21 protein-coding genes and 1 riboswitch are annotated in these 25,970 nt (G+C 66.9%); of the genes, 13 read left to right on the top strand and 8 right to left on the bottom strand.

All coding sequences use genetic code 11. The annotated features are described in order from the left end of the window. Positions 1-60: 60 nt before the first annotated feature. Positions 61-2,910, bottom strand: coding sequence for a pitrilysin family protein (locus M1L61_RS00990; protein ID WP_248854196.1), 2,850 nt, complete (start codon positions 2,908-2,910; stop codon positions 61-63). Positions 2,911-3,324: 414 nt separating this feature from the next. Between M1L61_RS00990 and M1L61_RS00985 the strand changes: the two genes are divergently transcribed. Continuing rightward, a complete protein-coding gene (locus M1L61_RS00985; RefSeq protein WP_010487121.1) occupies positions 3,325-3,801 on the top strand; it encodes a hypothetical protein in 477 nt (158 codons plus the stop codon). A gap of 69 nt (positions 3,802-3,870) precedes the next feature. Next, positions 3,871-4,350 carry a tRNA (cytidine(34)-2'-O)-methyltransferase gene (locus M1L61_RS00980; protein ID WP_005407625.1) on the top strand — a complete coding sequence of 160 codons (480 nt, stop codon included), beginning with the start codon at positions 3,871-3,873 and terminating at the stop codon, positions 4,348-4,350. Positions 4,351-4,650: 300 nt separating this feature from the next. Here M1L61_RS00980 and M1L61_RS00975 read toward each other — a convergent pair whose 3' ends face one another. Continuing rightward, a complete protein-coding gene (locus tag M1L61_RS00975) occupies positions 4,651-5,814 on the bottom strand; it encodes an acyl-CoA dehydrogenase family protein (protein WP_043400717.1) in 1,164 nt (387 codons plus the stop codon). 256 nt (positions 5,815-6,070) lie between these two features. Between M1L61_RS00975 and M1L61_RS00970 the strand changes: the two genes are divergently transcribed. Both M1L61_RS00970 and M1L61_RS00965 read left to right on the top strand, forming a co-directional pair. Beyond that, positions 6,071-7,747, top strand: a complete 1,677-nt coding sequence (locus M1L61_RS00970) for an electron transfer flavoprotein-ubiquinone oxidoreductase (RefSeq protein WP_053442360.1) — start codon at positions 6,071-6,073, stop codon at positions 7,745-7,747. Positions 7,748-7,812: 65 nt separating this feature from the next. After that, the gene (locus tag M1L61_RS00965) at positions 7,813-8,214 is read left to right on the top strand and encodes a c-type cytochrome (protein WP_019338385.1); all 402 of its coding nucleotides are present in this window, start codon (positions 7,813-7,815) and stop codon (positions 8,212-8,214) included. Here M1L61_RS00965 and M1L61_RS00960 read toward each other — a convergent pair. Further along, positions 8,208-11,804, bottom strand: a complete 3,597-nt coding sequence (locus M1L61_RS00960) for a transporter substrate-binding domain-containing protein (RefSeq protein ID WP_248854195.1) — start codon at positions 11,802-11,804, stop codon at positions 8,208-8,210. The two genes, M1L61_RS00965 and M1L61_RS00960, sit on opposite strands and share 7 nt — an antisense overlap. 74 nt (positions 11,805-11,878) lie before the next feature. Here M1L61_RS00960 and M1L61_RS00955 point away from each other — a divergent pair, with 74 nt between their 5' ends. The 7 genes from M1L61_RS00955 (at position 11,879) to pnuC (ending at position 20,649) form a co-directional block, all read left to right on the top strand. Next, positions 11,879-12,517: a response regulator transcription factor gene (locus tag M1L61_RS00955; RefSeq protein WP_010487129.1), complete on the top strand. Its 639-nt coding sequence runs from the start codon at positions 11,879-11,881 to the stop codon at positions 12,515-12,517. 377 nt (positions 12,518-12,894) lie between these two features. Next, a complete protein-coding gene (locus M1L61_RS00950; protein ID WP_197597483.1) occupies positions 12,895-13,665 on the top strand; it encodes a hypothetical protein in 771 nt (256 codons plus the stop codon). 111 nt (positions 13,666-13,776) lie between these two features. Then, positions 13,777-15,768, top strand: coding sequence for a peptidoglycan-binding protein (locus tag M1L61_RS00945; RefSeq protein ID WP_043400719.1), 1,992 nt, complete (start codon positions 13,777-13,779; stop codon positions 15,766-15,768). Positions 15,769-16,014: 246 nt separating this feature from the next. Next, the gene (locus M1L61_RS00940) at positions 16,015-16,422 is read left to right on the top strand and encodes a glycine zipper 2TM domain-containing protein (RefSeq protein WP_005411889.1); all 408 of its coding nucleotides are present in this window, start codon (positions 16,015-16,017) and stop codon (positions 16,420-16,422) included. A 125-nt stretch (positions 16,423-16,547) separates the two neighbouring features. Continuing rightward, the gene (locus tag M1L61_RS00935) at positions 16,548-17,672 is read left to right on the top strand and encodes a phosphotransferase (protein ID WP_043400689.1); all 1,125 of its coding nucleotides are present in this window, start codon (positions 16,548-16,550) and stop codon (positions 17,670-17,672) included. A 43-nt stretch (positions 17,673-17,715) separates the two neighbouring features. Further along, positions 17,716-17,811: riboswitch (TPP riboswitch) on the top strand. A 70-nt stretch (positions 17,812-17,881) separates the two neighbouring features. After that, the gene (locus tag M1L61_RS00930; RefSeq protein WP_043400692.1) at positions 17,882-20,071 is read left to right on the top strand and encodes a TonB-dependent siderophore receptor; all 2,190 of its coding nucleotides are present in this window, start codon (positions 17,882-17,884) and stop codon (positions 20,069-20,071) included. Between the two features lie 8 nt (positions 20,072-20,079). Beyond that, positions 20,080-20,649, top strand: coding sequence for a nicotinamide riboside transporter PnuC (pnuC, locus tag M1L61_RS00925; RefSeq protein WP_019338380.1), 570 nt, complete (start codon positions 20,080-20,082; stop codon positions 20,647-20,649). Between the two features lie 106 nt (positions 20,650-20,755). Here pnuC and M1L61_RS00920 read toward each other — a convergent pair whose 3' ends face one another. From M1L61_RS00920 to M1L61_RS00900, 5 genes are all read right to left on the bottom strand, one after another. Beyond that, positions 20,756-21,172, bottom strand: a complete 417-nt coding sequence (locus M1L61_RS00920; RefSeq protein WP_043400701.1) for a hypothetical protein — start codon at positions 21,170-21,172, stop codon at positions 20,756-20,758. An 84-nt stretch (positions 21,173-21,256) separates the two neighbouring features. Further along, on the bottom strand, positions 21,257-22,231 hold the full coding sequence (locus M1L61_RS00915) for a Dyp-type peroxidase (RefSeq protein WP_010487139.1): 975 nt from the start codon (positions 22,229-22,231) through the stop codon (positions 21,257-21,259). 123 nt (positions 22,232-22,354) lie between these two features. Beyond that, a complete protein-coding gene (locus M1L61_RS00910) occupies positions 22,355-22,723 on the bottom strand; it encodes a VOC family protein (protein WP_043400702.1) in 369 nt (122 codons plus the stop codon). Between the two features lie 68 nt (positions 22,724-22,791). Further along, complete coding sequence (locus M1L61_RS00905; RefSeq protein WP_143993692.1) at positions 22,792-23,559, bottom strand: DUF6597 domain-containing transcriptional factor; 768 nt, start codon at positions 23,557-23,559, stop codon at positions 22,792-22,794. 123 nt (positions 23,560-23,682) lie between these two features. Next, positions 23,683-24,258, bottom strand: a complete 576-nt coding sequence (locus M1L61_RS00900; protein ID WP_004134798.1) for an Ax21 family protein — start codon at positions 24,256-24,258, stop codon at positions 23,683-23,685. Between the two features lie 206 nt (positions 24,259-24,464). Here M1L61_RS00900 and M1L61_RS00895 point away from each other — a divergent pair, with 206 nt between their 5' ends. Further along, on the top strand, positions 24,465-25,415 hold the full coding sequence (locus M1L61_RS00895) for a DUF2268 domain-containing putative Zn-dependent protease (protein WP_248854194.1): 951 nt from the start codon (positions 24,465-24,467) through the stop codon (positions 25,413-25,415). A gap of 212 nt (positions 25,416-25,627) precedes the next feature. Next, positions 25,628-25,900 (top strand): hypothetical protein, encoded by a 273-nt coding sequence (locus M1L61_RS00890; protein ID WP_010487149.1) that lies wholly within the window; start codon positions 25,628-25,630, stop codon positions 25,898-25,900. Positions 25,901-25,970: the final 70 nt, after the last annotated feature.

The following is a 25,970-nucleotide window of genomic DNA, read 5'->3' as shown; positions in this document are numbered from 1 at the left end:
CCGGGCATGGCCCGGCGCTACCACGGGAGACCTGCCCGCCGTGGCGGGCAGGCACATCCCTTACTTCTTGACCGGGTTGCCTTCGGCATCGATCACCGTCACCTCGCCCAGGTTCAGCGCACGCACGGCCGCTTCGGTCTGCTTGAGGTCACCCACCACCACCCAGGTCAGGGCCTGCGGCTTGATCTCGGCAGCGGCCTGCTGCACCTGCGCCGGGGTCATCGCCTCGATCTCGGCCTTGCGGCGCAGCACGTAGTCGTCCGGGCGCTTGAACTGCACGATCGAACCGATGGTCGACGCCACCGCGCTGGCGGTCTCGTAGGCACCGGGCAGGCTCAGCGTCTGGATGTTGCGGATGCGGTTCACCTCGTCGGCGGTGGCCGGCTTGCTGCCATCGGCGAACGCGGCGATTTCCTTGCGCATTTCCGCCATCGCCGGACCGGTCTTGTCGATCTGCACCGGCGCGCTGGCCATCCACGGACGCTGGCCCACCGAGTTGACCGCGCTGCTGCGTGCACCGTACGACCAGTGCTTGTCTTCACGCAGGTTCATGTTCAGGCGCGAGGTGAAGTCACCGCCGATGACGCCGTTGGCGATGTCGAAGCGGGTCGAGCTGGCAGCGCTCGAAGGCGCCACCACCTGGCCGGCGAACAGGTTGGCCTGCACCGCACCCGGCTGGTCGATCAGGAACACGCGCGGGCCCTTCGGCAGCGCTACGTCGGTGGCCGCCTTCACCTGCGGGGCGTCGCCACTGGCCTTCCAGTCGCCCAACTGCTTGTCCAGCAGCGGCACGATCTCGGCCAGGGTGGTGTCACCGACCACGATCAGGGTGCCGTTCTGCGGGCGCAGCCAGTCGTGGTGGAAGTCGACCAGGTCTTCGCGGGTCAGGCCATTGATCGCCGCTTCGTCACCGCTGCCGGTGAACGGAATGGCATACGGGTGGCCCTTGCCGTACAGCAGCGGCGGCAGCACGCGCATCGCCACCGCACCCGGGTTGACCTTCTCCTGCTGGATGCCGGCGATCCAGCTCGCCTTGACCCGGTCGATCTCGCCCTGCTCGAAGCGCGGCTCACGCAGCAGGTCGCGGTACAGCGCCAGCGACGGTGCCAGATTTTCCTTCAGCGCCGACAGGTCCACGCTCATCGAATCCAGGCCGGCCGAGGCATCCAGGCTGGCACCCAGTGCGTCGGCGACATCGGCGAAGGCCAGTGAGCCGAGCTTGCCGGCGCCTTCGGTCATCAGGCTCATGGTGAAGTTGGCGGTGCCCGGCTTGCGGCCCTGGTCGGCGCTGAAGCCGCCCGGGAACTGGTAGCTGAACTGCACCACCGGAATCTCGTGGCGCTCGGCCAGGATCACCTGGGTGCCGTTCTTCAGCGTGGCGCGCTGCAGCGCCGGGAACTTCAGCTGCGGGAACTCGCGGGTCTGCGGCACGCCGGCCTTGCGGTCGACCTGCTCGGGCAGGGTGCTGTACTTGGGGTCCACCGCCGGCACGTTGAACGGCTTCGGCGCCTGGCTCGGGTCTTCCTTCAGCGCCACGCGCTCACCCGGTGCGATCACCAGGGTGTGGCTGCCCGTGTCCAGCCACTGCGCGCCCAGCCGGCTCAGATCAGCAGCACTGGCCTTCTCGATGTTGGCCAGCGAGGTGCGGAAGCAGCCCGGGTCGCCGGTGAACACCGCGCACTCGGCCAGTGCATCGGCCTTGCCGCCGAAGCCACCAATGCGCTCGATGCCGCGGATGAAACCGGCGCGGGCACTGGTCTTGGCGCGCTCCAGCTCGGCCGCGGTCGGACCCTGCTTGATCAGGCGGTCCAGTTCCTCGTCGATGATCTTCTCGACCTTGGCCGGGTCCTGGCCCTGCTTGACCGTCGCCATGATCACGAAGTTCGAACCCAGCTGCGACGTCGACAGGCCCGACGCGATGCTGTCCACCAGCTTGTCCTGGTGCTGCAGGCGCTGGCTCAGGCGCGAGGACTTGGCACCGCCCAGGACCTGCGCGAACAGTTGCAGCTGATCGACATCGGTGGTGCCGACCTGCGGCACGTTCCAGGCGCGGTAGATGCGCGCCTGCGGCACCTTGTCCGTCATCGTCTCGCGCGTGTCGGCGCTGCGCTTGGCCACGTTCACTGCCGGCTGCGCCATGGTCGGGCCGGCCGGGATGGCGCCGAAGTACTTGCCGACCTTTTCCTTGGCGGTGGCCAGGTCGATGTCGCCGGCCAGCACCAGCACCGCGTTGTTCGGGCCGTACCAGGTGCGGAACCAAGTCTTCACGTCATCCAGCGACGCCGCGTTCAGATCGTTCATCGAACCGATCACGCCGTGGTGGTACGGGTGGCCAACCGGGTACAGCGCCTTGTTGAGCTGGTCCCAGGCCTGGCCGTAGGGCTGGTTCTCGCCCTGGCGCTTCTCGTTCTGCACCACGCCACGCTGCTCGTCCAGCGCCGCCTGGTCGATCGCACCGACCAGATGGCCCATGCGGTCCGATTCCATCCACAGCGCCATGTCCAGCGCGGTGGTGGGCACGTTCTCGAAGTAGTTGGTGCGGTCGGTATTGGTGGTGCCGTTCTGGTTGGTGGCACCGACCTGCTTGAACGGTTCGAAGAATTCGCCGTCGTGGTTTTCGCTGCCCTGGAACATCAGGTGTTCAAACAGGTGCGCGAAGCCGGTACGGCCAGCCGGCTCGTCCTTGCTGCCCACGTGGTACCAGACATTGACCGCGACGATCGGCGCCTTGCGATCGGTATGCACGATCACGCGCAGGCCGTTGGGCAGGGTGAACTGCTCATACGGGATATCGACCTTCGCCGGTGCGGCCGGCTTGGCCGCCAGCGCATGGGAAGGCACAAGCGTGCCCAGGGCGGTGCTGAGGGCGACGGCCAGCAGTGCAGCGCGCGGGCGAAGGGCGAGAGACATATCCGGATCCTTGGTCACATAGGTGAACCCCGATCCTAGCCTGCGCACGCAGCGGCAGGAATCGGCCAGCAGTCACTGGGGGTGTTTGCCCCTGTGCCCCATCCGCGGTGCCGATCTGCCCTGCCTGACCCGTCACATGCGCCCGCCAGGAACGTCCGGACAGTGTCCGCGGCGCATCGAATGGACAGGTGTCCGCCCACCGGACACTTTCCGGCGCAAAAAAACACTTGTAAATCAACAACTAAAAGTTGGCACGGGGATTGCTTGGTACTTCCTGCGCCAGGAAGGGCTTCAGACGAAAGCTGACTGAAGACTGAACAAATGCAGGAAATCGAAAATTTTCCTTGCATGCCCAGAATCGGTGTACTACCTTACTACCACACCACTGATCACCAACACTAAACAGGCCCCGTCATGAACGCCAAGACCATTGCCATCGCCATCGCCCTGATCGCCGGCACCGCGGTTGTTTCGTCGGTGCAGGCCTCCGAATCCATCAAGACGCTGTCCACCGTGCAGGTCCGCCCGGCCGCCGACCAGCTGGCCCAGCAGGCCTGGGAACAGGCCAGCGGCATCCCGACCCTGGCCACCGTGGAAGTGCGCCCGAGCGCCGACCAGCTGGCCGAGCGCAGCGGCTACGTCGCCGCCCCGGTTGCGGCCGCGATGCCGATCACCACCCTGGCCTCGGTGGAAGTGCGCCCGAGCCTGGAACAGCGCGTCGCCCTGGCCGCCGAACTGGAAGCCCAGCGCTACGCCGCCACCCTGGCCGCCGCCGCCACCAACGTTGCCCACTCGGTCATCGTCAACCTGCCGGCCCTGCAGGTGCGTCCGAGCGCCGCCGACCTGCAGGCCCTGGCCACCGAAACCGCCCAGGTCCTGCTGCGCCCGTAAGCGGTGCCGCCCTGCCCAGCGCAGGGCGTGCGCCGTAAAGGCGGCCGCCGTCGCAGGTACACTGCGCCGATGAATGCCGCGCCCCAGTTCCACGTGATCCTGTTCCAACCGGAAATCCCGCCCAACACGGGCAATGTGATCCGGCTCTGTGCCAACACCGGCGCGCAGCTGCACCTGGTCGAGCCGCTCGGCTTCGCACTGGAAGACAAGCAGCTCAAGCGCGCCGGGCTGGACTACCACGAGTATTCACGCCTGCAGGTGCACCCCGACCTGGATACCGCGCTGGCGCGGATCGCACCGAAACGGTTGTTCGCCCTGAGTACGCGTGCCAGCGTCCGCTATGACAGCGTGGCCTTTGAAGACGGTGATGCATTCCTGTTCGGCCCCGAAAGCCGCGGCCTGCCGCAGGACGTGCTCGATGCCCTGCCCGATGGCCGCCGCCTGCGCCTGCCGATGCGGCCGGACAACCGCAGCCTCAATCTTTCCAACACCGTTGCCGTGGTGATGTACGAGGCCTGGCGCCAGCACGGGTTTGCCGGCGGCGCGTAACGCCGCAGACCGCTTGTGGTGGGTGCGGACCTTGGTCCGCACAGATGTTTGGCCGCGCGCTGAAGGAATGTGCCAACCAAGGTTGGCACCCACCAAAGGCAGGTCCAGGGGACTGCTGAGAACTTCCGGTGGCTGTGGGCTGCTTCTGGTGGGTGCGGACCTTGGTCCGCACCGATGCCCGGTCGCGCGCTGAAGGAATGTGCCAACCAAGGTTGGCACCTACCAAAAGCAGGTCCAGGGGCCTGCAGAAACTTCCGGAGAGGTGTGCCAACCAAGGTTGGCACCCACCGGAACCAGGTTTCAGAACGCGTTGATGCCGGTCAGCTCGCGGCCGATCACCAGCTGGTGCACGGTCTCGGTGCCTTCATAGGTGATCACCGATTCCAGGTTCAACGCATGCCGGATCGCCACATGCTCGGTGGTGATGCCCGCTCCGCCCAGCAGATCGCGACACTCGCGGGCAATGTCGATGGCCATGCGGCAGTTGTTCCACTTGGCCAGGCTGACCTGCTGCGGCTGCAGCTGGCCGGCTTCCTTCAGCCGGCCCAGTTGCAGGGCCAGCAGCTGGGCGGTGGTGATGCGGCGGGCCATCTCGGCCAGCTTGATCTGCGCGCTCTGCGTCGCCGCCAGCGGGCGACCGAACAACACGCGCTCCTTGGCGTAGCCCAGCGCTTCATCCAGGCAGGCAATCGCCGCGCCGATCGGGCCCCAGCTGATGCCATAGCGGGCCTGGGTCAGGCAGCCCAGCGGCCCCTTCAGGCCCTTCACGTTCGGCAGGCGGTGGCTGTCGGGCACTCGCACGTCATCGAAGAACAGCGCACCGGTCAGCGAGGCGCGCAGGCTCATCTTGTGCTTGATTTCCTGCGTGGTGAAGCCGGCCATGCCCTTCTCCAGCACGAAGCCCTGGATACCGTCCTCGGTCTGCGCCCAGACGATGGCCAGATCGGCCACCGGGCCGCTGGTGATCCACATCTTGCTGCCGCTGATGCGCCAGTCACTACCGTCGCGCACAGCGCGGGTCTTCATGCTGGCCGGGTCGGAACCCCCATGCGCCTCGGTCAGGCCGAAGCAGCCGATCAGCTCGCCGCGCGCCATCGCCGGCAGCCACTGCTGGCGCTGTTCCTCGCTGCCATAGGCGTAGATCGGGTACATGCACAACGAGCTTTGCACCGAGACGAAGCTGCGCAGGCCCGAATCGCCGCGCTCCAGCTCCTGGCAGATCAGGCCGTAGCTGACCGCGCCGAGGCCACCGCCGCCGTACTCGGCCGGCAGCGTTGCACCCAGCAGGCCCAGTGACGCGATCTCCGGCACCAGTTCAGACGGAAAACGGGCCTGGTCGAAGGCATCGCCGATGATCGGCAGCACGCGCTCGTTGGTGAAGCGGGCGACACTCTCCTGCACCGCACGCTCTTCCTCGTTGAGCAGGGAACGGACATCGAACAGATCGTACGGATGCAAAGCCATGGCACTCACACGCAGTCAGGACCCGGCCATTGTCGGTCATCCGGGCAGCGCGTGCCGACCAGGGTTAGCCCCACCAGGGCTGAGGCACTACGCTGCGCTGCAGCAATCGTGCGGTGAACGGCGTCTATCTAGCTCGATCACGCGCGTCCCGGTACCCTGACACATTCAAACAACCGTTTCGCCCGTGGCCGCACGCGCGATTCCCAGGCACCGCCGGTGGCCCCGATGCCGGCCCTACCCACGAGTCATGCAATCGATGAGCGCTGAAGCCAACGCCCTGCCCCCGCGTGAAGTAATGGAGTTCGACGTGGTGATCGTCGGCGCCGGCCCCGCCGGCCTGGCCACCGCGATCCGCCTGCGCCAGCGCGCGATCGAAGCCGGCCGCGAGCTGTCGGTCTGCGTGCTGGAAAAGGGCTCCGAACCAGGCGCCCACGTGCTGTCCGGTGCGGTGATGGACCCGCGCGCGCTGACCGAACTGTTCCCGGACTGGGCCGAGCGCGGCGCACCGCTGAAGCAGAAGGTCACCCGCGACGAATTCCTGTTCCTCAGCGAAACCGGCGCACGCAGCACGCCCAACGCGCTGCTGCCGGAGTGCTTCCACAACGAAGGCAACTACATCATCAGCCTGGGCGAAGTGACCCGTTGGCTGGCGCAGCAGGCCGAGGCGCTGGAAGTGGCCATCTTCCCCGGCTTCGCCGCCGCCGAAGTGCTGTTCGGCGACAACGGTGAAGTGATCGGCGTGGCGACCGGCGACATGGGCATCGAGAAGGACGGCAGCATCGGCCCGGCGTTCGAGCGCGGCATGGCCCTGCAGGCCAAGTACACGATCTTCGCCGAAGGCGCGCGCGGCCACCTCGGCCGCCAGCTGATCGCCCGCTACACGCTGGACGAAGGCAAGGACCCGCAGGCCTACGGCATCGGCATCAAGGAGCTGTGGCAAATCGACCCGGCCAAGCATGAGCCGGGCCTGGTGGTGCATGCCGCCGGCTGGCCGCTGGACAGCGATACCTACGGCGGTGCGTTCCTGTACCACGCCGACGGCGGCAAGGTCGCCATCGGCTACGTGGTCGGCCTGGACTACAAGAATCCGTGGCTGAGCCCGTTCGAGGAATTCCAGCGCTTCAAGACACATCCGTCCATCCGCAAGCACCTGGAGGGTGGCACCCGCATCGGTTACGGCGCGCGTGCGATCACCGCCGGTGGCCTGCTGTCGCTGCCGAAGACGGTGTTCCCGGGTGGCGCACTGGTCGGCTGCGAGGCCGGCTACCTCAACGCCAGCCGCATCAAGGGCAGCCACGCGGCGATCAAGACCGGCATGCTGTGCGCCGACGCCGCGTTCGACGCGCTGGCCGCCGACCGCCAGCACGATGAACTGAGCGCCTACCCGAAGGCATTCGAAGCCAGCTGGCTGTTCACCGAACTGCAGCAGGCCAAGAACTTCAAGCAGTGGTTCAAGAAGGGCCAGACCGTGGCCACGCTGATGACCGGCGTGGAGCAGTGGCTGCTGCCCAAGCTGGGCGTGCGCAATCCGCCGTGGACGCTGCACCGCACCCAGCCGGATCATGTCTGCCTGGAACCGGCGTCCAAGCACACCCGCATCGCCTACCCCAAGCCCGATGGCGTGCTGACCTTCGATCGTCTCAGCTCGGTGTTCCTGAGCAGCACCAACCACGACGAGAACCAGCCCAGCCACCTGACGCTGAAGGATCCGAGCATTCCGGTGAAGGTGAACCTGGCCGAGTACGCCGGTCCGGAAGCGCGCTACTGCCCGGCCGGCGTGTACGAGTTCGTCGGCGAAGCCGACAGCGCGCGGCTGCAGATCAACGCGCAGAACTGCGTGCACTGCAAGACCTGCGACATCAAGGACCCCACCCAGAACATCGTCTGGGTGACCCCGCAGGGCGGCGGCGGCCCGAACTATTCGGGCATGTGAGTGCTCCGGGCTGCGACGGCGTGTCGCAGCCCGCCTGCCCCGCAGCGTCGCTATCCTGCCCGCCCATGCGCGCTTTCTGCCTGCCCATCACCGTTGTCGTGGCCCTGGCGGCCACGGCCTGCCAGCGCCCGCCTGCGGCTCCGGCCACGCCGGAACAGGCGCACCAGCAGGCCATGCAGCGCGCGTTTGAACTGTGTGCCGGCTGCCACACCGTACAGCCCGGCGGCATCCACCGCTTCGGGCCGAACCTGCACGGGGTGATCGGTCGTCGCGCCGGCAGCCTGCCCGACTACGGCTACTCCGAGGGCATGCGCCGCGCCGACATCACTTGGACCGCGCAGACCTTGGATGCGTTCCTGCAGTCGCCCACCCACGTGGTGCCCGGCACACGCATGTACAACGCTTTCCCCAGCGCCGAACGCCGCGCGCTGGTGATCGCCTACCTGCAGCAGCAGCCGGCTCAGTGAGCCAGGCGCTGCAGTTGCTGCTGCAGCCGCGCGACGAACCCCGCCACCGCCTCGAACAACGGCTCCGGATCGGTCTCGGCTGCGTCCTGCAGGCGCTCGACCAGGGCATTGGCCTGCCCGGCCAGCACCGTCGCCCCCACCGCACCCAATCCACCGGCCTGGCGATGCAGGTGCAGTGCGGCAGACATGCGGTCACCGGCCTGCACGGCGCGCCGTACGCCCGCCAGATCACCTTCGCTGGCCTGCAACAGGCTGTCGCGCAGCTGCTCGGCCACCGCGCGCGAGCCGAAGCGCCGCTGCAGGCTGTCCAGATCGGGCAGCGTCCCACCATCGTCGGCAACGGACTCGGCCAGCTCCTCAAACGACTGTCCCTGCGCCTGCGGCAACCAGCGCAGCAGCGCGGTACGCAGCGTGGCCAGTGACAACGGCTTGGCCAGCACTTCGTCCATGCCGGCCTCACGGCAACGACGCGCATCGTCGTCCAGCACACTGGCGGTCAGCGCCAATACGGTCAGCCGCGGCTGGCCGTTGCGGCCCTCGCGTTCGCGCAGCAGGCGGGTGAATGCGAAGCCATCCAGCACCGGCATCCGGCAATCGGTGATGACCAGATCGAACGACTCCGACGCCAACCGATCCAGCCCCTGCTGGCCATCGCCGACCAGCACATGCGGCACGCCCAGTTGCTGCAGGCGCCAGGCCATCATCGCCTGGTTGGTCGGATGATCTTCGATCACCAGCACGCGTGCCTCGCGCAGCGCCGGCGGCAGCAGCGCCGCTTGTTCCTGCTCAGCGACCAACGCTTCAACATCACCACTGCTGGCTTCCACCAGCGACAGCCGCACCTCGGCGCGGGTGCCCTCACCCAGCGTGCTGTGCAGCTCCAGCTCGCCATCCATCATCTGCACCAGGCGCTGGCAGATGCTCAGGCCCAGGCCGGTACCACCATGGTCGCGCTGGATATACGCACCGGCCTGGGTGAACGGCGCAAACAGGTGCTGCAGCTTTTCCGGTGCGATGCCGATGCCGGTGTCGGTGACGCTCAGGCACAGCGGCTGGCTGCCGTCCTCGGCGGTCGGCCCCAGCACTTCCAGCTGCAGCCGCACTTCGCCGCGCACGGTGAACTTGATGGCGTTGCTGAGCAGGTTGAACACGATCTGACGCAGGCGCACACCATCCACTTCGTGCGCGGCCGCCAGCTGCGGGTCGATCTGCACGTGCAGGTCCAGCTCACGCGCACTGGCCTGCGCCGACAACAACCGGCACACGCTTTCCAGCAATGGCCGCAGCGGCTGCGGCACCGGTTCCAGGCGCAGCGCGCCGGCCTCCAGCCGCGAGTAATCGAGGATGTCGTCGAGGATCTGCCGTAGCATCTGCGCCGAATCCTCGATCACCCCCAGGATGCGCTGCTGCTCGGCATCCAGCGGCGAATGCGCCAGCACCTCCAGCATGCCCAGCACGCCACTCATCGGCGTGCGGATCTCATGGCTCATGGTTGCCAGGAAACGCGACTTCGCTTCCGCGGCCTGTTCGGCGTCGGCCTTGGCCGCAGTCAGGGCCTCGGCCTGCGCACGCGCCTCGCTGACATCCACCCAGTAACCACTCCAGGTCACCGCACCTGCTTCGGCCGCATAGGGATGGGCCTGGCTGCGCACCCAGCGCGCGCCGGCACCTTCAGGTCGCAGCCGGAATTCCAGAATGAGCGGTGCGAACTGGCGCGCCGCCTGCTCGACCGCATGCAGGATGTGCTCGCGGTCGTCTTCCTCGATGCGCTCCAGCAGGCACGTTGCATCCTGTTCGGCCTGCTGCCGGCTGATTCCGAACAACGCCTGCAGGTCACCGGCAATGAACGGGAAGCTGAGGGTTCCGTCTGCCGCACGGCGCGCCTGATAGACCACGGCGGGCAGGTTGTCGGTGACTTCGGCCAGGCGCTGTTCCAGATGACGTCGCCCGGCCACCTCGCGGCGCAGCCGCCAATGCCCGATGGCGTGCACCAGCAGCGCGGTGAGCAGCACCAGCAGCAGCGGCACGCCCCAGCGCGCCACGCGGGTCCAGTCGAGCCCGTTGCGATATTCGACGGCCAGCCAGTCGCCGCGCAGGGCCTCGCGCTGGCGTGGGGTCATCTGCAGCAGCAGGCGGTCGAAAGTAGTGGCCAGGGCGGCATGGCGGCGCTCGACAGCCAGCACTAGCTGATCGTTGAAGCCAGCCGGTGCGGCCACCTGCAGGCGCCCCGGGAAGCGGCTGCGCAGCAGATGGTCAACCACGGCCAGATTGCCTACATAGGCATCGGCGTCGCCATTGATCAGGCGCTGCAGGGCCTGTTCCGCGCTGCGCGCCGCGATGATCCGGGCCTGCGGTGCCTGCTGCAGCACATAGCCACGCACGCGCTCCGGATCGGACAGCAGCACCCGCCTGCCCTGCAGGTCGGACAGGCCCAGCAGCGCCGGGCTGTCACGCTGGCTGACGATCACGTTCGGCACGCTGATGAAGGGCTGGCTGAACACCCAGTCCGGGCCCAGGTAGCGCGAATCGGCAGGAATGCCCATTACCGCCTGCAGCTCGCCACGGCGCGCCTTCTCGCGCACTTCGTACCAGTCATGGCTGTTTTCCACCTGCAGGTTGGCGCCGGCCTGCAGCAGGCGGCGCAGGTATTCGCTGGCCAGGCCGCTGGGGTTGCCATCCTGGTCGGCGAACGACAGTGGCGCCGCGTTCGGCGCGAAGCCGATCTTCAACGGCTGCTCCAGTACCCGCTTCTCGGCCTGGCTCAGCGCCAGCTGTGCCGATGCCGACCACCGCGGAGGTGGCAGCCAGCGCTGCACCAGCGCATCGCGCTGGGCCTGGCTGGTCGCGGCCAGCGCCAGGTCCAACGCTTCGGCCAGCGGCTGCTTGCTGTTGGGAATGCCGAAGTGCAGCCGTTCGGGCGGCAGATCGCTGGGGCGCAGCAGCACGACCCCCTGCAGGTCCTCGCGGGCGATCAGTTCGGTGGCTACGTACGCATTGCCGATGTAAACGTCAGCCTTGTCGTCTCTGACCATCTCCAGCGCCGCCAGCGAGCTGTTTGCGACAAGCTGTCGTGCCCGGGGGAAGCGCGCCCGCACCTGCGGGCCGGTCAGGAAGTCCTGCTCGATCACCACCCGCAGTCCATCCAGGTCGGGGATGTCGGAGGCACGCAGGTCATCCGGGCGTCCCACCAGGGCCAGCGGCGCCTCGCCATAGGCGGCGGTATAGACCATGCAGCGGGTGAGATCGGCACTGAGACCGACATTCATCACCACGTCGATCTCACCACGACATGCCGCGTCCAGCACGGATGTCCAGTCGGAATAGCGCCTCGCCTCGACCTTCATGCCTAGCTGACGGGCGAGAAGCGACAGATAATCGGGTCCGAGGCCGACCTGCTGGCCATCACGGAGGGACTCGAACGGCGGCCAGCCACTGTCATACTGGCCCACGACGATGCTCGGATGCGCGGCAACGTACTCGCGCTGCAGCGGGGTGAGCGGCAACGGTCCAGGCACCGCCTGTGCCAGCGCTGCAGGCAACGCCAGCACGGCCAGCAGCAGGACCAGCCCGCGAACAGCCCAGCTACGCATCGGCGTCGATCTCCTAGAATCTGCCAGGAGCCGCGATGGTCGCGGCCCGGCCTGCCCGGTGGTCATACTAGAGCATGAGCTTGCGCATCATCATCGCAGACGACCACCCGGTGGTCCGTATCGGTACCCGCGCCGTCATCGAATCGAGCGGGGTTGGCCGCGTGGTCGGCGAAGCCGACAGTGCACAGGCGCTGATGGCCCTGCTTGGCAGCCAGCCCTGCGACCTGCTGGTGACCGACTACTCCATGCCCGGCAGCCCACAGGCCGACGGCTTCGCCATGATCGGCATGATCCGCCGGCGCCATCCCGACCTGCCTGTACTGATGCTCAGTGTCTCCAACAATCTGGCGATCCTGCGCATGGTGCTCGACAGCGGCGTGCTCGGCCTGGTCGACAAGAGTTCGTCGATGGACGAACTGCCGCAGGCCATCCAGTCGGTCTACCGGGGCCAGCCCTACATCAGCCGAAGCCTGCGCGAGCGGGTCGAGGCCGCCGGCAGCTGGCGCATGCGCGAGGGCGACGGCAAGCCGCTGTCGCCACGCGAAGTGGAGGTGCTGCGGCTGCTGGGCACCGGCATGACCGTGAAGGAAATCTCGCTGCAGCTGCACAAGAGCGTCAGCACCATCAGCCGGCAGAAGGGTGACGCCATGCTCAAACTGGGCCTGAAGGGCGACGCCGAGCTGTTCGATTACCTGCGCGACGGCAATATCTGAGAGCCAGATCACAAAGAAGGGCATCTGCCACCGCCCTCTTTGACCCGCCGCCGATCTGTGCCAAGATGGCCCGGCGTGAGTTCTCAATGCGAGGTCGAAGGAATCGACCGGCTCATGTCCTCGCTCCCGTCCCTCGTGGATGGGGTGCGGTTTCCTGCCGGCCGTCTGGCCCGGCAACGCTGACCATGGAGAGGCGCATGCATCATTCCCCCAAGCTACGTTGGACCCTGCCGGTGCGACCCCTGCGCGCATTCGCGGCGTGCCTGCTCGTCTCTCTTTCCGCTGCCGCCTGCAGCGCCGCCGATCCGGCCCCCTCGTCCTCCCAGCCCGGCGCTCCTGCGCAGGCTGCCAATGCGCCCCGACAGGATGTTGCCCCGATGCAGACCCCCACCCCCGATGCCGCCGTCACCCCGCCCGACGCGCCGACCGTCATGTATTTCACCTACCAGGTGGACGGCGATGGCGCGACCTCCTATGAGGTCCAGAACGGCAGCGTGGCGACCTTCTGGTTCGGCCACACCTTCACCCTCGATGGCACCACGTTCTACACGGGTTTCTCCTGGGATACCCGCGAGCACTACGGCAAGCCGGGCGAGCAGACGCCGGCCGGTCCGGATGACCGCGCCAACCTCGCCGAGGCCACCTTCGTGCTGGCCGGCACCGACGCCAGGAAGCCATGGAAGTTCCGTGGCCAGGAATGGACCATCGGCGCACTGGGCGCGTACGACAAGGCCGACGATGTCGATACCCGGCGCAAGCCACTTGAACATCGCACCGCCGACGGCCGCCTGCTGCTGGCGGTGCCGACCCGCAGCTTCGACCGCGGCATCAGCAGCACCGGCTATGCGCTGCTGCTGTTCAACCCCAAGCGCAGCGAAGACGACGTGGACAGCAAGGTCTGGCGCTATGTCGGCTCGGTGCGCACCGGTGAGGACAACAGCGCGGCCTGCGACGAAGGCAACGTGATGCCCTGCACCGGCAGCGATGGCGAACTGGCCTTCGCTGCCGAGGGCAACGGCCTGCCGCGCCTGACCGTGACCTTCAAGGGCACCACCATCGAAGGCCCCGGCAAGACCCGCGCCCTGGGTGCCAGCGACACCGTGCACTACACCTTCGACAGCGCGACCCAGCAGTACGTCGCGCCTTGATAGCACCCGCCACGCGCGGGTTCCCTGTTGACCGACATGTTCTTGACTCACGGATGAGTCCGGTTGGCGATTCGCGGCATGCGCCGCTCCATCAACCCCGAGGAAAACGTCATGGCACAGCATGACTACAGCAGAAAGGAAGTCCTGGACATCGTCGAGCAGGTCGCCCGGCAGAAAGGCATTCCGGTCGATGACTTCATGCGCTTCGCGCACATCGAGACGGGCGGCACCTTCAACGAGCGCGCCCACAACACCTCATCCGGCGCCAAGGGCCTGTTCCAGTTCGTGCCCGGCTCCGCGCGCCAGTACCACCTGACCGGCCACGAGTTCGACCCTACCCGCAACACCGAGGCGGCCGCGCAGATGTACCAGGACAACCTGGACTCGATGGCGCGCCGCAACGAGCGCACCGGCAACCCGTACCTGTCCGGGGGCAACACGCCCACCGGCCTGGACCTGTACCTGGCCCACCAGCAGGGCAGCGCCGGCTATGGCTCGGTGCAGACCGCCATTGCCACCGGCACCTTCGGCGTGGTGCGCAACAGCCACGGCGAAGAGATCAACATGCGCCGCAACGTGCTGAACCAGATCGGTTCCGACGCGAAGGCGCTGACCGGCCACACCCTGGCCGAGATGCGCGGCATGAACGATGGCGACCTGGCGCGGACGTTCTCCAGCTACTACATCCACAAGTACGCAGCGATCAGCATTCCGGAAAAGAACATCGAACCGCAGGCGGTGGCGCAGGGCCAGGGCCAGACCGCGGCAGCGCCCGCACAGGTCAGCGCAGCCGTAGCGGCCGGTGCTGCCACGTTGGCGGCAACCGCAACAGCCGCTGCCGCGCCGAAGCCGGGCATCGAACTGCAGGCCGCCTACGAGGCCGGAGTGAAGTACGACCACGTCAAGTACGCCATCAACATCCCGGGTCACGCGCTGTACGTGCCGGGCAAGACCGGCAAGAACGTGGAGCAGGGTTACATCGACTGTTCCGGTTGGGTCGGCACGCTGCAGAACCGGACCATGGACGAGATCAACCAGAAGGCCGGGCATGCGGTGTTCAGCAAGGCTGATCGCATCGACCTGGGCAACCTGGGTTCCGGCGGCATCGTGCGCAAGGCGTTCGACCAGTCCGGCGTGCTGCTGGACCGCGACGCGATCCTGAAGCCCGATGCGCTGAAGGAAGGCATGATCATCGGCCTGGATACGGCCAAGACCCGCCATGAGCACTGGAACGGCATCGACCACATCGTAATGGTGGTGCGCGACCCCAACACCGACAAGCTGCTGATCAGCCAGTCCACCGGCAGCAAGGGCGTGCACACCATGCCGGTCGAGGACTACCTCAAGCAGGTGAAGGAGCACCCGAACTGGAAGCTGTACGCCTCCGATCCGCTGTCCAAGGCGCGCGACCTGCTGGAAAACCGCACCCAGTCGCACGAGCAGACACAGGGCAAGCCTGCGGCCGAGCACAAGGCCGCTGCCACCCCGCACGCCGAACTGTACAAGCAGGGTGCGCACAGCGAGGGCGTGCGCAGGGTGCAGGAGCAGCTGGGCCACCTCGGCTACGTCGGTGCCGACGGCAAGCCGCTGGTCGAGGATGGCCGCTTCGGCCGCAACACCGACGCGGCGGTGCGCCAGCTGCAGAAAGACAACGGCCTGGTGGCCGACGGCATTGTCGGGGCGAAGACCCTGGAGGCGATCAAGGACGCCCGCGAACGGCCGTTGCTGAACGACGAGCGGCACCCGCGCAATCCATTGTTCATCCAGGCCAGCAAGGGTCTGGAACTGATGCCGGCAGGCACCTTCAAGGATCGCCACGCGCTGGAAAGCGCCGCTGCGGCCCTGACCAAGGAGGCGCATGCCGCCGGCCTGCAGCGCATCGACACGGTGGTGCCGAGCCCGAACGGTGAGCGCCTGTTTGCCGTGCAGGGCACGATCGGTGACCCCGCCGCCAGCCGCGTGGCGGTGGATACCCGTGCCGCCAGCGAGCAGAGCCTGGCGCTCAGCAGTGGTGCCGTGCAGGGTGCGCCCAACGTGCTGCACCAGCAGCAGGATGCCCAGCAGGAGCAGGCCCGGCAGGCACAGAAGGCGATGGGCGTCTAAGCCCGCAGCGCCTTGGGAGAGAAGGGAGGGCCACGTCCGCGTGGCCTTTTCCCTTTCTGCCAGCTGAGCGGCCGAGGCCGCTTTCAGCCTTGCTTCATGCCGCCTGCCGCTAGATGAATGCGCAAGCCGCACGGTGGACCAGGCAATGTTCCGGCAATGTTGGAACGCCAGCGTGGACACCACGGCAGCCGGGGCGCCCCACGCCCTCCCTGCCCAGCGTGGCATGCACCTCACAGGAGAACGAACATGCTCAGTACTTCCGCACTCAGCTTCCGTGGTCTGGCGATGGCTCTGGCACTGGTGGCCGGTGTGGCCGTGGTCAGCGATGCCAGCGCGATGTCGAGGAAGGACAAGCGCACCCTGGTCGGCGCCGTGGTCGGTGGCGTGGCCGGCAACCTGCTCTCCAACGGCGATCCTGCGGCCACCGTGGGCGGCGCCGTGGCCGGCGGGGCGATCGGCAACCTGACCACCTCCGACCGCCGCGACCGCCGTTACTACGATAATCGTCGTTACGACGACCGCTACGATCGCCGTTACGACCGTGGCTACTACCGCAGCGGCTACTACGACCGCGGTGACGACCGTCGCTGGCAGCGCGAGCGCTACTACGACAACCGCTACTACCACGACCGCGGTCGCCATCGCGGCTGGTAAGCAGCGCGGCATCTCCCATGCCGATGCACGGACGGGCGGGTCGATGACCCGCCCGTTTGCGTTGGCCGCGTGCATGGCGTTGAATGCGCAGCCTTGGATGTGACTTTCCCCACCGGGGCTGCGGCATGACTTCTTCTTCCCACCGCGTGCAGGGCCTCAACAACGACGAGGTCGCTGCCGACTGGCCACCGATCAGCGCGGCGGACATCGCGTGGCTGCGCCGGCGTTACCCGCAGCTGGGCGAGCACAGCCAACCGCGCTGGCACAGCCCCCGACCGCTGTCGGCCGCCGCGATCGTCGACGGTGTGGACGGCGCGGTGTTCATCAAGCGCCACCACCACAACGTGCGCAGTGCGGCCTGCCTGGAAGAAGAACACCGCTTCATCGCCCATCTCGCCGCAGCGGGCGTGCCGGTGGTGCAGGTGCTGCCAGCGGCCGATGGCCACAGCGCCGTCGAGCATGGCGAATGGACCTTCGAGCTGCATGCGGTTGGCGTCGGTGAGGACCTGTACCGCGACGCCGTGTCGTGGTCGCTGCTGACCGATGTCGCACAGGCCCGCGAAGCCGGGCGCGCACTCGCACAGCTGCACCGCGCTGCGGCCAGCTATCACTCGGCGCAGCGCAGCACCCATGTGCTGGTCGCGCGCGACGATCTGATCCGCGCCGACGATCCGGTCGCGGCCATCAAGGCAGGGCTGCACGAGCGCCCCGGGCTGGCCCGCTATCTCGCGCGCATTCCGTGGGAAGCGCAGCTGCAGCGTGACGTGTTGCCGTGGCATGCCGGCCTGGCCAAGCGCCTGCGCGACGAGCCGCGGCTGTGGGCCCACAACGACTGGCATGTTTCCAACCTGCTGTGGCGCGATGGGCAGATCAGTACCGTGCTGGATTTCGGCCTGGCCTCGCCCACCAGCGCACTGTTCGACCTCGCCACCGCGATCGAGCGCAACGCGGTGGCGTGGCTGGAGCTGGAGCGCGGCATGGAGGCGGTGCGCATCGATATCGCGCTGGCCCTGCTCGACGGCTACCGCCAGGTACTGCCGCTGTCGGCGGCACGCGTGCACCTGCTGGCCGACCTGCTGCCGGTGGTCCATTTCGACTTCGCACTGTCCGAAGTGGAGTACTTCGAAGGTGTCACCGGCTCGACCGCGAATGCCGACGTGGCGTGGCAGCCCTTCATGCTGGGGCACCCGGCGTGGTTCCACAGCGCGCCGGGACAGGCACTGCTGCAGGCCCTGCACGCGGCAGCCTGAAGGGCGCCGGCTCGCAAATCCGTACCATTTGTAGTGAAATGGTCACCTGAAGCGGGGGTGCCTGGATCTGCCAGGCTGAGAGAGTCCCTTGGAACCTGATCCGGTTTGCACCGGCGTAGGGAGCTTTGAGCCGCAGCCACACCCCCGTCATGGGCCGGTGCACCTGCGCGCCGTCGCTTCGTCTCCCTTGTTGTCCGAAGACGAATCGAATGAACCGCTGCCTTCGCCCCACCCTGCTCTCCCTCGCCCTCTGCGCCGCGCTGCCGCTGCACGCCAGCGAGGCCGAGGCGTCCCCTGATGCGGCTGCCAATGGCGCCGAACGCTCGCCGACCGAACTGGCAGCGGTGCGCGTGCAGGCCGGCAAACCGAAGGCCGATACCTCGCGCGTGAACGCCTTCGGTGGCGGCAGCTGGAAGGACACGCCGGCCTCGGTGAACGTGCTCGAGCGCGATTACCTCGATCGCCGCCAGGTGCGTTCGCTGTCCGAGCTGGCCAGCAACGATGCCTCGCTGGGTGATGCGTATGCGCCGGTGGGCTACTACCAGAACATCGCCATCCGTGGCTTCGCGCTGGACGCCGCCACCGGCTACCGCTTCAACGGCCTGTCCATCGCCGGCGAACAGCGCCTGGCGCTGGAGAACGTGCAGTCGGTGGAGATCCTCAAGGGTGAAGCCGGCCTGGCCGCAGGCGTGATGGCGCCCGGCGGCATCATCAACTACATCGGCAAGCGCCCGGCCGAAGTGCGCACCGCCACGCTCGGTACCGATTCGGAAGGCTCGCGCTACGTCGCCGTCGATGTCGGCCACTGGATCACCCCGCGCTTCGGCCTGCGCCTGAATGCCGCGTGGGATTCCAGCAATTCCTATGTCGAGCACGCCGATGGCCGCCGCAATTTCTACTCGCTCGCGGCCGACTGGCTGATCGGCGAACGCGGCAAGCTGGAGGTGGACGCCAATTACCAGACCAGCTCGCAGCGTTCGGTGTCCGGCTACCAGCTGCTGGGCGCGCGTGACCTGCCGCGCGGCGTCGACCGCGAGCACCTGCTCGGCTACCAGCCGTGGCAGCGCCCGGTGGATATCGCCAGCACCAACATCAGCGCACTGCACACCTACGACTTCAATGACGCCTGGCAGTCGCGCGTGTCGGTCGGCCACAGCCGGTCGGTGATCGACGACAACGTCGCCTTCGCCTACGGCTGCTACTACGCCACGCAATGCGCCGATGGCAGCGTGCCGGGCAACTACTTCGCGCCCAATGGCGACTACGACGTCTACGACTACCGCAGCCCGGACGACACCCGCCGCAACCAGCAGGCCCGTGCCGAGCTGCGCGGCCGTTTCGAGACCGGCAGCGTCGGCCATGAGCTGACCCTCGGTGCCGACTACTTCCGCCGCACCGTGGACAAGCGCCCCAGCGTCAACGAGTACGTCGGCACCACCAACATCCACGAGGCACCGGTGCCGGTGTTCGAGCCGTCGCCGAAGATGCCCGGCCCGTCCGCACGTCGCCTGGACAGCCGCCAGACCGCCTTCTTCGCGCTGGACCGGATCAGCTTCGGTGACGACTGGCAGTGGCTGGCCGGTGGCCGCTTCGTGCGCCTCGACGAGCGCGCCTACGACAAGCGCGGCACCCCGCAGCGCCACAGCCGCCTGTCGCGCTTCCTGCCGCAGACCGCGCTGGTGTGGAAGGCCACCGACCAGCTCAACGCCTATGCCAGTTACGTGCGTGGCATTTCGCTGGGCCAGGAAGCGCCGTTCTGGACCAGCAATGCCGACACCTTCCTGCCGTCGGTGCAGTCGCGCCAGCTGGAAGTGGGCGTGAAGTACGTACCGGTCGAGGCGTTGACCCTGGGTGCGGCCGTGTTCCGCATTTCGCAGCCGTACCAGTACGCCAAGCCGGACAACAGCGACGTGGGCTACACCTTCGTCGAGGAAGGCACCCAGGCCCACACCGGCCTGGAGCTGACCGCCAACGGCCAGCTGACCGATGCATTGCAGATCGTGGCCAGTGCCAGCGTGCTGCAGGCGCGTGCGCGCGACACAGGCACGCCGGCTTATGAAGGCCATCAGCTGGTGAATGTGCCGAAGGTGCGGGCCAGCGTGCATGTGGCCTATGCGCTGCCGTTCGTGCAGGGCCTGGATGTCACTGGCGGCTGGCGTTATGCCGGTGCCAACGTCGCACGTGCCGACGGCGGCGTGCGCGCACCGGACTACTCGGTGTTCGACGCTGGTCTGCGCTTCCAGCATCGCCTGCACGAGCGTGCGGTGACCTGGAACCTGTCGGTGGACAACGTGTTCAACCGCTTCTACTGGCGCGATACCGGCAGCAGCGGCGGTGACTACTACCTGTTCCCCGGCGCACCGCGACAGGCCCGCCTGTCGGTGACGTTCGCGCTGTGAGCGGCGTGATGCTCGAGTGGACCGCCGCACTGTGCAGCATCCTTGGCGTCTGGCTGATGGCCCGGCGCCGGCTGGTGGCGTGGCCGGTGGGCCTGCTGTCGGTGACGCTGTACGGGCTGGTATTCGCCGAGGCCAAGCTGTACTCGGACACCCTGCTGCAGGTCGCCTTCGGTGGCTTCCTGGTCTACGGCTGGCTCAACTGGCGGCAGCATGCCGCCGATGAGGGCAGCATCCGCATCGTGCCGCTGGCGCGCGGCAAGCTGCTGCGCGACCTGGCCATCGGCCTGTGTGGTGGCGTGGCGCTGGGTGCGGCCATGCATACCTTCACCGATGCCGCACTGCCCTGGCTGGACGCGATGCTGACCGCGCTGAGCCTGGTCGGCCAGTGGTGGCAGGCACGCCGCCACGTGGCCTGCTGGTGGGTGTGGATCGCGGTGGACGTGGTCTATGTGGGTGCGTACCTGTTCAAGTCGCTGCACGTGACCGCCGCGCTGTACGTGTTCTTCCTCGGCCTGGCCGTGTTCGGCCTGCGCGCATGGAGCGCGGCCGCGCGTGAACCGCAGGTGGCAACGCAGTAGAGCCACGCCATGCGTGGCTGGGGGCCACCGGTAGTCGCCAACCTTGGTTGGCGTGCCTGCCGACCAAGGTCGGCATCTACCAGGCATATCCACGCATGGTGTGGATCTACTGGGTAAGCACCAGGCCCAGCCGCAGCGGCTGGCGCATGTCGGCCGGTGGCGCCGCCTGCAACGGCGCTGCCTGCAGGGTCGCGCGCAGGTCTGCATCAACCTGGGCATCGCCCAGGCTGTCGAATTCCAGCTTCGAGATGCGGCCATCCGCCGCGATCCACACGCTCACCGGCAGCGGCGTCGGTGCGTCCGGATGCGCCTGCAGCCATTCCAGCACGCGCTGCGCCTGCGGGTCCTGCTCCTGCTGCAGGCGCTGCTGCAGTTGGCCCCCCACGGCGGCGGCATAGGCCATCCAGTGTGCAGGAGCTTCCTGCGCGGACACCGCAGCGCTCCCCAGTGCCAGCGCACCGAACAACGCGGCCAGCGGCCGCCACCAGCGGCGCATGCCGGTTCTGTTCCCTGTCATGGCCATCACCTGCTCCTGCACTCGCATCCAACAGCAGATGGTCGGGGCGGTAGATGACAGGCAGATGGCAGTCGCCGCTGCCCGGCGCGATCAATCGCCCAGATCGGCCAGCACTTTGCGCGAGGGCGCGAAGAAGGTCACGCCGGTGGTGGCGGTGGAGAAATCGAGGATGCGGTCGTGCAGCGGCGCGGGATTGCCGATGAACATGCGCTCGAGCATCTTCTCGATCACCCACAGGCGGCGGGTGTAACCAATGAAATAGGTGCCGTACTCGCCACGGCCCGGGTTGGCGAACGGCATGTTGTCGCGCAGGATCTCGTGCTCGCCGTCGGCGTCTTCAATGGTGCACAGGGTCTTGTGCGACTTCTGCGCATCCGCCGGCGCATCATCCAGCTCGATGTTGTCGTGCTTGGTGCGGCCGATGATCGCTTCCTGCGCCTCGGTCTTCTGTGCGCGCCAGGCATCAAGGTTGTGCAGGTACTTCTGCACCACCACATAGCTGCCACCGGCATGTTCGGGATCTTCTTCGCCCACGATGGTGGCTTCCGGCAGCGACAGCCCTTCCGGATTGGCGGTGCCATCGACGAAATCGAGCAGATCGCGGCCATCGAAATAACGGAAGCCGGCCACGTCATCGACCGTCTCCACCGCATCGCCGAAGGCCATCAGCAGGTTGCGCTCGAACGCCACGATCAGGTCCATGGTGCGTGCGCGGATGTGATACAGCAGGTCGCCGGGCGTGGACACGGCGGTGTGGGTCGCGCCCTTGATCTCGCGGAACGGCTGCAGCTCACGCGGCGGCGTGGTGCCCACCAGCGGCTTCCACACGCGGTGACCAATGGCCACGTTGCAGGTGAAGGTGCGCTCGATCTCGCGGATGGCGGTGTTCTTGATCAGGTCATCGGTGCTGGCCAGGACCTCGCGTGCCTTCGCGATCGACGCCTCGTCGTCCTTCACCTTCAGCACCAGGAACGCCGCCGAATGGGTCAGTGGCGCAGTGATCTGCTGCGGCTCGTTGTCGAGCGTGTGGTTGAGGGCGGTGATCGGTGCGGGCTGGGAGTTCACGGCGGTTCCTGCTGGCTTGAGGCGGGCGCATCGCGTGTGGCGATGTGCGGGCGATCATAGCGGAACCGACTGACCGGGGACGGAGCGGTTCTCGTTCCGTCCACCAGCGAAGGTACGAAGACCTCAATCCACATCACTCCAGACCGCCAACTCGTAGCCATCCAGATCGCGGAACTGGAAGCGGCGGCCACCGGGGAACGCGAACACCGCCTGCACCACCTCGCCCCCAGCGGCAGTCACACGCTGCTGTGCATCGGCCAGGTCCGCGCAGTAGAGGATCACCAGCGGCCCGCCGTGGGCACGCACCGGCGCGTCGGCCACGAAGCCGCCTTTCAGGCGGCCATCGTCGAACTCGGTATAGGCCGCGCCGTAGTCGGTGAACTGCCAACCGAACACCTCGCCATAGAAGCGCTTGCTGCGGGCGATGTCGGCGACGTTGAATTCAATGTTGTCGATGCGGCATTCGGCATCGTGGGGTGCGACGTGGCTCATGGCGTGGCTCCGTGGTGGGAGCCCCAGCTTCAATCAACGTGGCATCGCGGTCTTGAACGAAACGGCCATCATTGGCCCCACTCCAGACGCAGTTCGCGTGCGGTCATGCCACCCAGCTCACGTGCCTCGCGACTGAGATGGGCCTGGTCGGCATAGCCGGCCTCGGCGGCCAGCATCGCCAGCGAGTGCTGTGGCAGCGCGCGGCTGTGGCGAAGAAAACGTTGCAGGCGCAGGATCCGCTCCAGCGTCTTCGCCCCATAGCCGAACTGCGACTGGCTGAAGCGCCGCAGGCTGCGCGGACTCAGGCTCAGGCGTGCCGCCAGCGTATCCAGCGTGGCGTCACCAATGGCGAGCGCCTGAAACAGGGCATGTGCACGCTGCGCCGGGGTATCGAGCGCGGACGCACCCATATGCTGTTGCAGGCAGTGCGCCATCCGCTGCAGGCGCTGTGCAGGCGCGGTGTCACCAATGGAGGCCGCCGCCTTGCTCGCCCACGCGCCCTTCAGATCGGCCAGTGGCACGGCCTGGCCGATGATCTCGGCCAGGGGCAGGCCCAGCGCGGCCAATGCCTGGCCGGGACGGAAGCGTGCCCCCAGCACCTGCGCACCGGGTGCCAGCGCCGGGTGCGCGGCCACGCGGTCCGGGCCGACCACGAACAACGCACCGTCGCGCCAGAGGATATCCACGCAGCCATCGGGCAGTACGGTGATGTGCCCATCGGCATCGTCAGGAAGCTGGCTCTGCCACAGCTGACCAAAGTGGCCGCGCAGCGGCGCAGGCGCCGGATGCTCCTGGTAGGCCGTGCCAGTACCTGCGAGGGGGGAAGAGTCGCCCATGCCGCATTGTCGCGCTACAGGGCCCATAAAAGTGAAGCCCGGCGCGAGGCCGGGCTTCGGTTGGCGTGTGGGAGAGAGAGAGAGTCACACGCCAGCACAACACGCACTAACGACAGGCGTTTGTTACCAGGTGAAGCGCGGGCCCACGAACCACTCGCGGTCGCCAGCCTTGGCCAGCTTCACTTCGCCGCTCAGGCCCCAGTTCTGGTTGAACTTGGCGGTGGCGCCGACACGGCCGTAGAACTCGCCGTCCGGGTTGTAACCGTGCTTCTTGCTGAAATCTTCGTAGCCGGCCATCACGTAGCCTTCCACGTACGGGTTGAACGCGGTGCGCACGCCCACTTCAGTGGAGTAGCCGTTGAAGTCCAGGCCGCGCTTCTCGTCGTACTTCTGGTACGCAACACGGGCCACCAGATCGGTGTTCGGTGCGATGCCGTAGTTGTAGCCGACACCCAGGCGCCACTGGTCGACGTCATTCTTGAACTTGTCGGTTTCCTGGGCGCTGTAGTCGCCAAAGACGTGGAAGTTCGGGTGCACCGCAACGGAACCCTTCACCTTCCAGCCATCGGCGTCGCCGCCCTTGGCATCGGTGTTCACGTAGCCGCCTTCAACGTAGTTGTACGACAGGCCATCGGTTGCCGATGCAGCGAACGGCAGGGCAGCCAGAAGACCCAGGGCAAGCAGCGAATTCTTGTTCATCGGGACACACCTTTAATTATTTTGGTTTCGTCGACCGCCTCCCGGGAGGGGGAGAGAAAGGAGGCGGTCGACAGGTGTGAATTATCCGTTAGGGGGTCTAATCAACCCTGAATATTGAACTGACTGGTGTATAAATAAGGCTGGCGTTCAGGGAACTCTGCATGGCACCGCTGCCGGCTTCTTATACGCACCACGCTCGATGCTTGATGTGGGCACTGATCCTGATCGCCTCGCCGGTCGCGCTGCTGCAGGCACAGGCGGCTGAGCGCATCGTTTCTGCCGGGCACATCGTCGTGCAGACAGACGATGTCACGCGCTTCTTCAAGGTGATGGACGCCAACCAAGGGCGCCCAAGCGCCGATGAACTGCAACACGGCTATCTGGATGCGGGTACGGATGCCCTGCGCAGCTTCACCGACAGCCGTATCGGCTCGATGGAGCGGCTGGCCAGGGCCATCCAGGACAAGCCGGCATTGTTTGCGAAAGCGGGAACCTGCGCGACAGCATTGCCATCGATCCGCACGCGCGTCGCCGCTGCCGTCGATCAGCTGGGCGCCTTGTTGCCGTCTGCGCGCTTTCCCCCGGTCACCGTACTGGTGGGCCGCGGCAACAGTGGTGGCGTGACCACCGAAGCAGGCGTGGTCATCGGCCTGGAAGCGCTGTGCAACGCCGACTGGATGCAGGCCGATGTGAGTGACCGCTTCGTGCATCTGATCGCCCATGAGTATGTGCACGTGCAACAGCCTGGTGCACACGTGGAGGTCGAGCAGCCCACCCTGCTCTATCAGACGCTGCTGGAAGGCGGCGCCGAATACGTGGCCGAACGGATCTCCGGGCAACCGGCCAACGTGCATCTGCAGCGTTGGACGCACGGTCGTGAGTGTGCGCTGGAGCGCGCGTTCCTGCAGGACAGCATGGGTACCGATCTTTCGAGGTGGCTGTACAACGGCCCCGGCGACGATGCGCGCCGTGGAGATCTCGGCTACTGGATCGGCTACCGCATTGCCCATGCCTACGTTGCGCGCGCGCCCGACACGCGCAACGCCATCGCCGAACTGCTGAATGTCCAACCTGGAAACGCTGCAGCGCTGCTGGAAGCAAGTGGATGGCAACCTGCGTGCGGAGCAGGCGAAAGCGCGCAGGCGCAGATACCGTGATGCCGGCTTCATGCTGGTGAATGGGTGATATTGAACAGGCACAAGGCGCTTGGCCGGCGCAGATCAGCTCGCCTGATCCCGCTTGTTAAGGTTTGTTGATTTACAGGCCTTCACAGCCCATCCACGTACTCAAATTCCAGCTGAAAGCGCTTGGTGGCCACGGGAACAAACGCCGCTATATTCCAGCTTCCCCAGACGAAGGAGGGAGTGCAATGAACCTGAACCCGCAACACATGAAGACGGCCCGCGCACTTGCTGTAGCGCTCATCGCCACCGTCAGCCTTGGCGCCTGCGCCTCTTACAAGAACGAGTTTGCAACCATCAACTCGCGTCTCGATCAGCTCGACGTCAAGGTGCAGGGTGCTGCGCAGAGTGCGGAATCCGCCAACCAGTCCGCACAGCAGGCCAACCAGCGTCTGGACCAGATCGAAGGCCGCGTGCAGCAGCTTGAAAGGGCACCGGCCGGCCGCAAGCCGCGCGGGTAATCGCTCCCTCACTGCTTGAATTGATCCATCTCTGTATCGGGAACCAGTGGCCTTCGCCGGCCACTGGCGT

The organism is Stenotrophomonas sp. NY11291 (assembly GCF_023277365.1).
Lineage (GTDB): Bacteria > Pseudomonadota > Gammaproteobacteria > Xanthomonadales > Xanthomonadaceae > Stenotrophomonas > Stenotrophomonas geniculata.
This window is presented reverse-complemented; position numbering and strand designations above follow the sequence as displayed.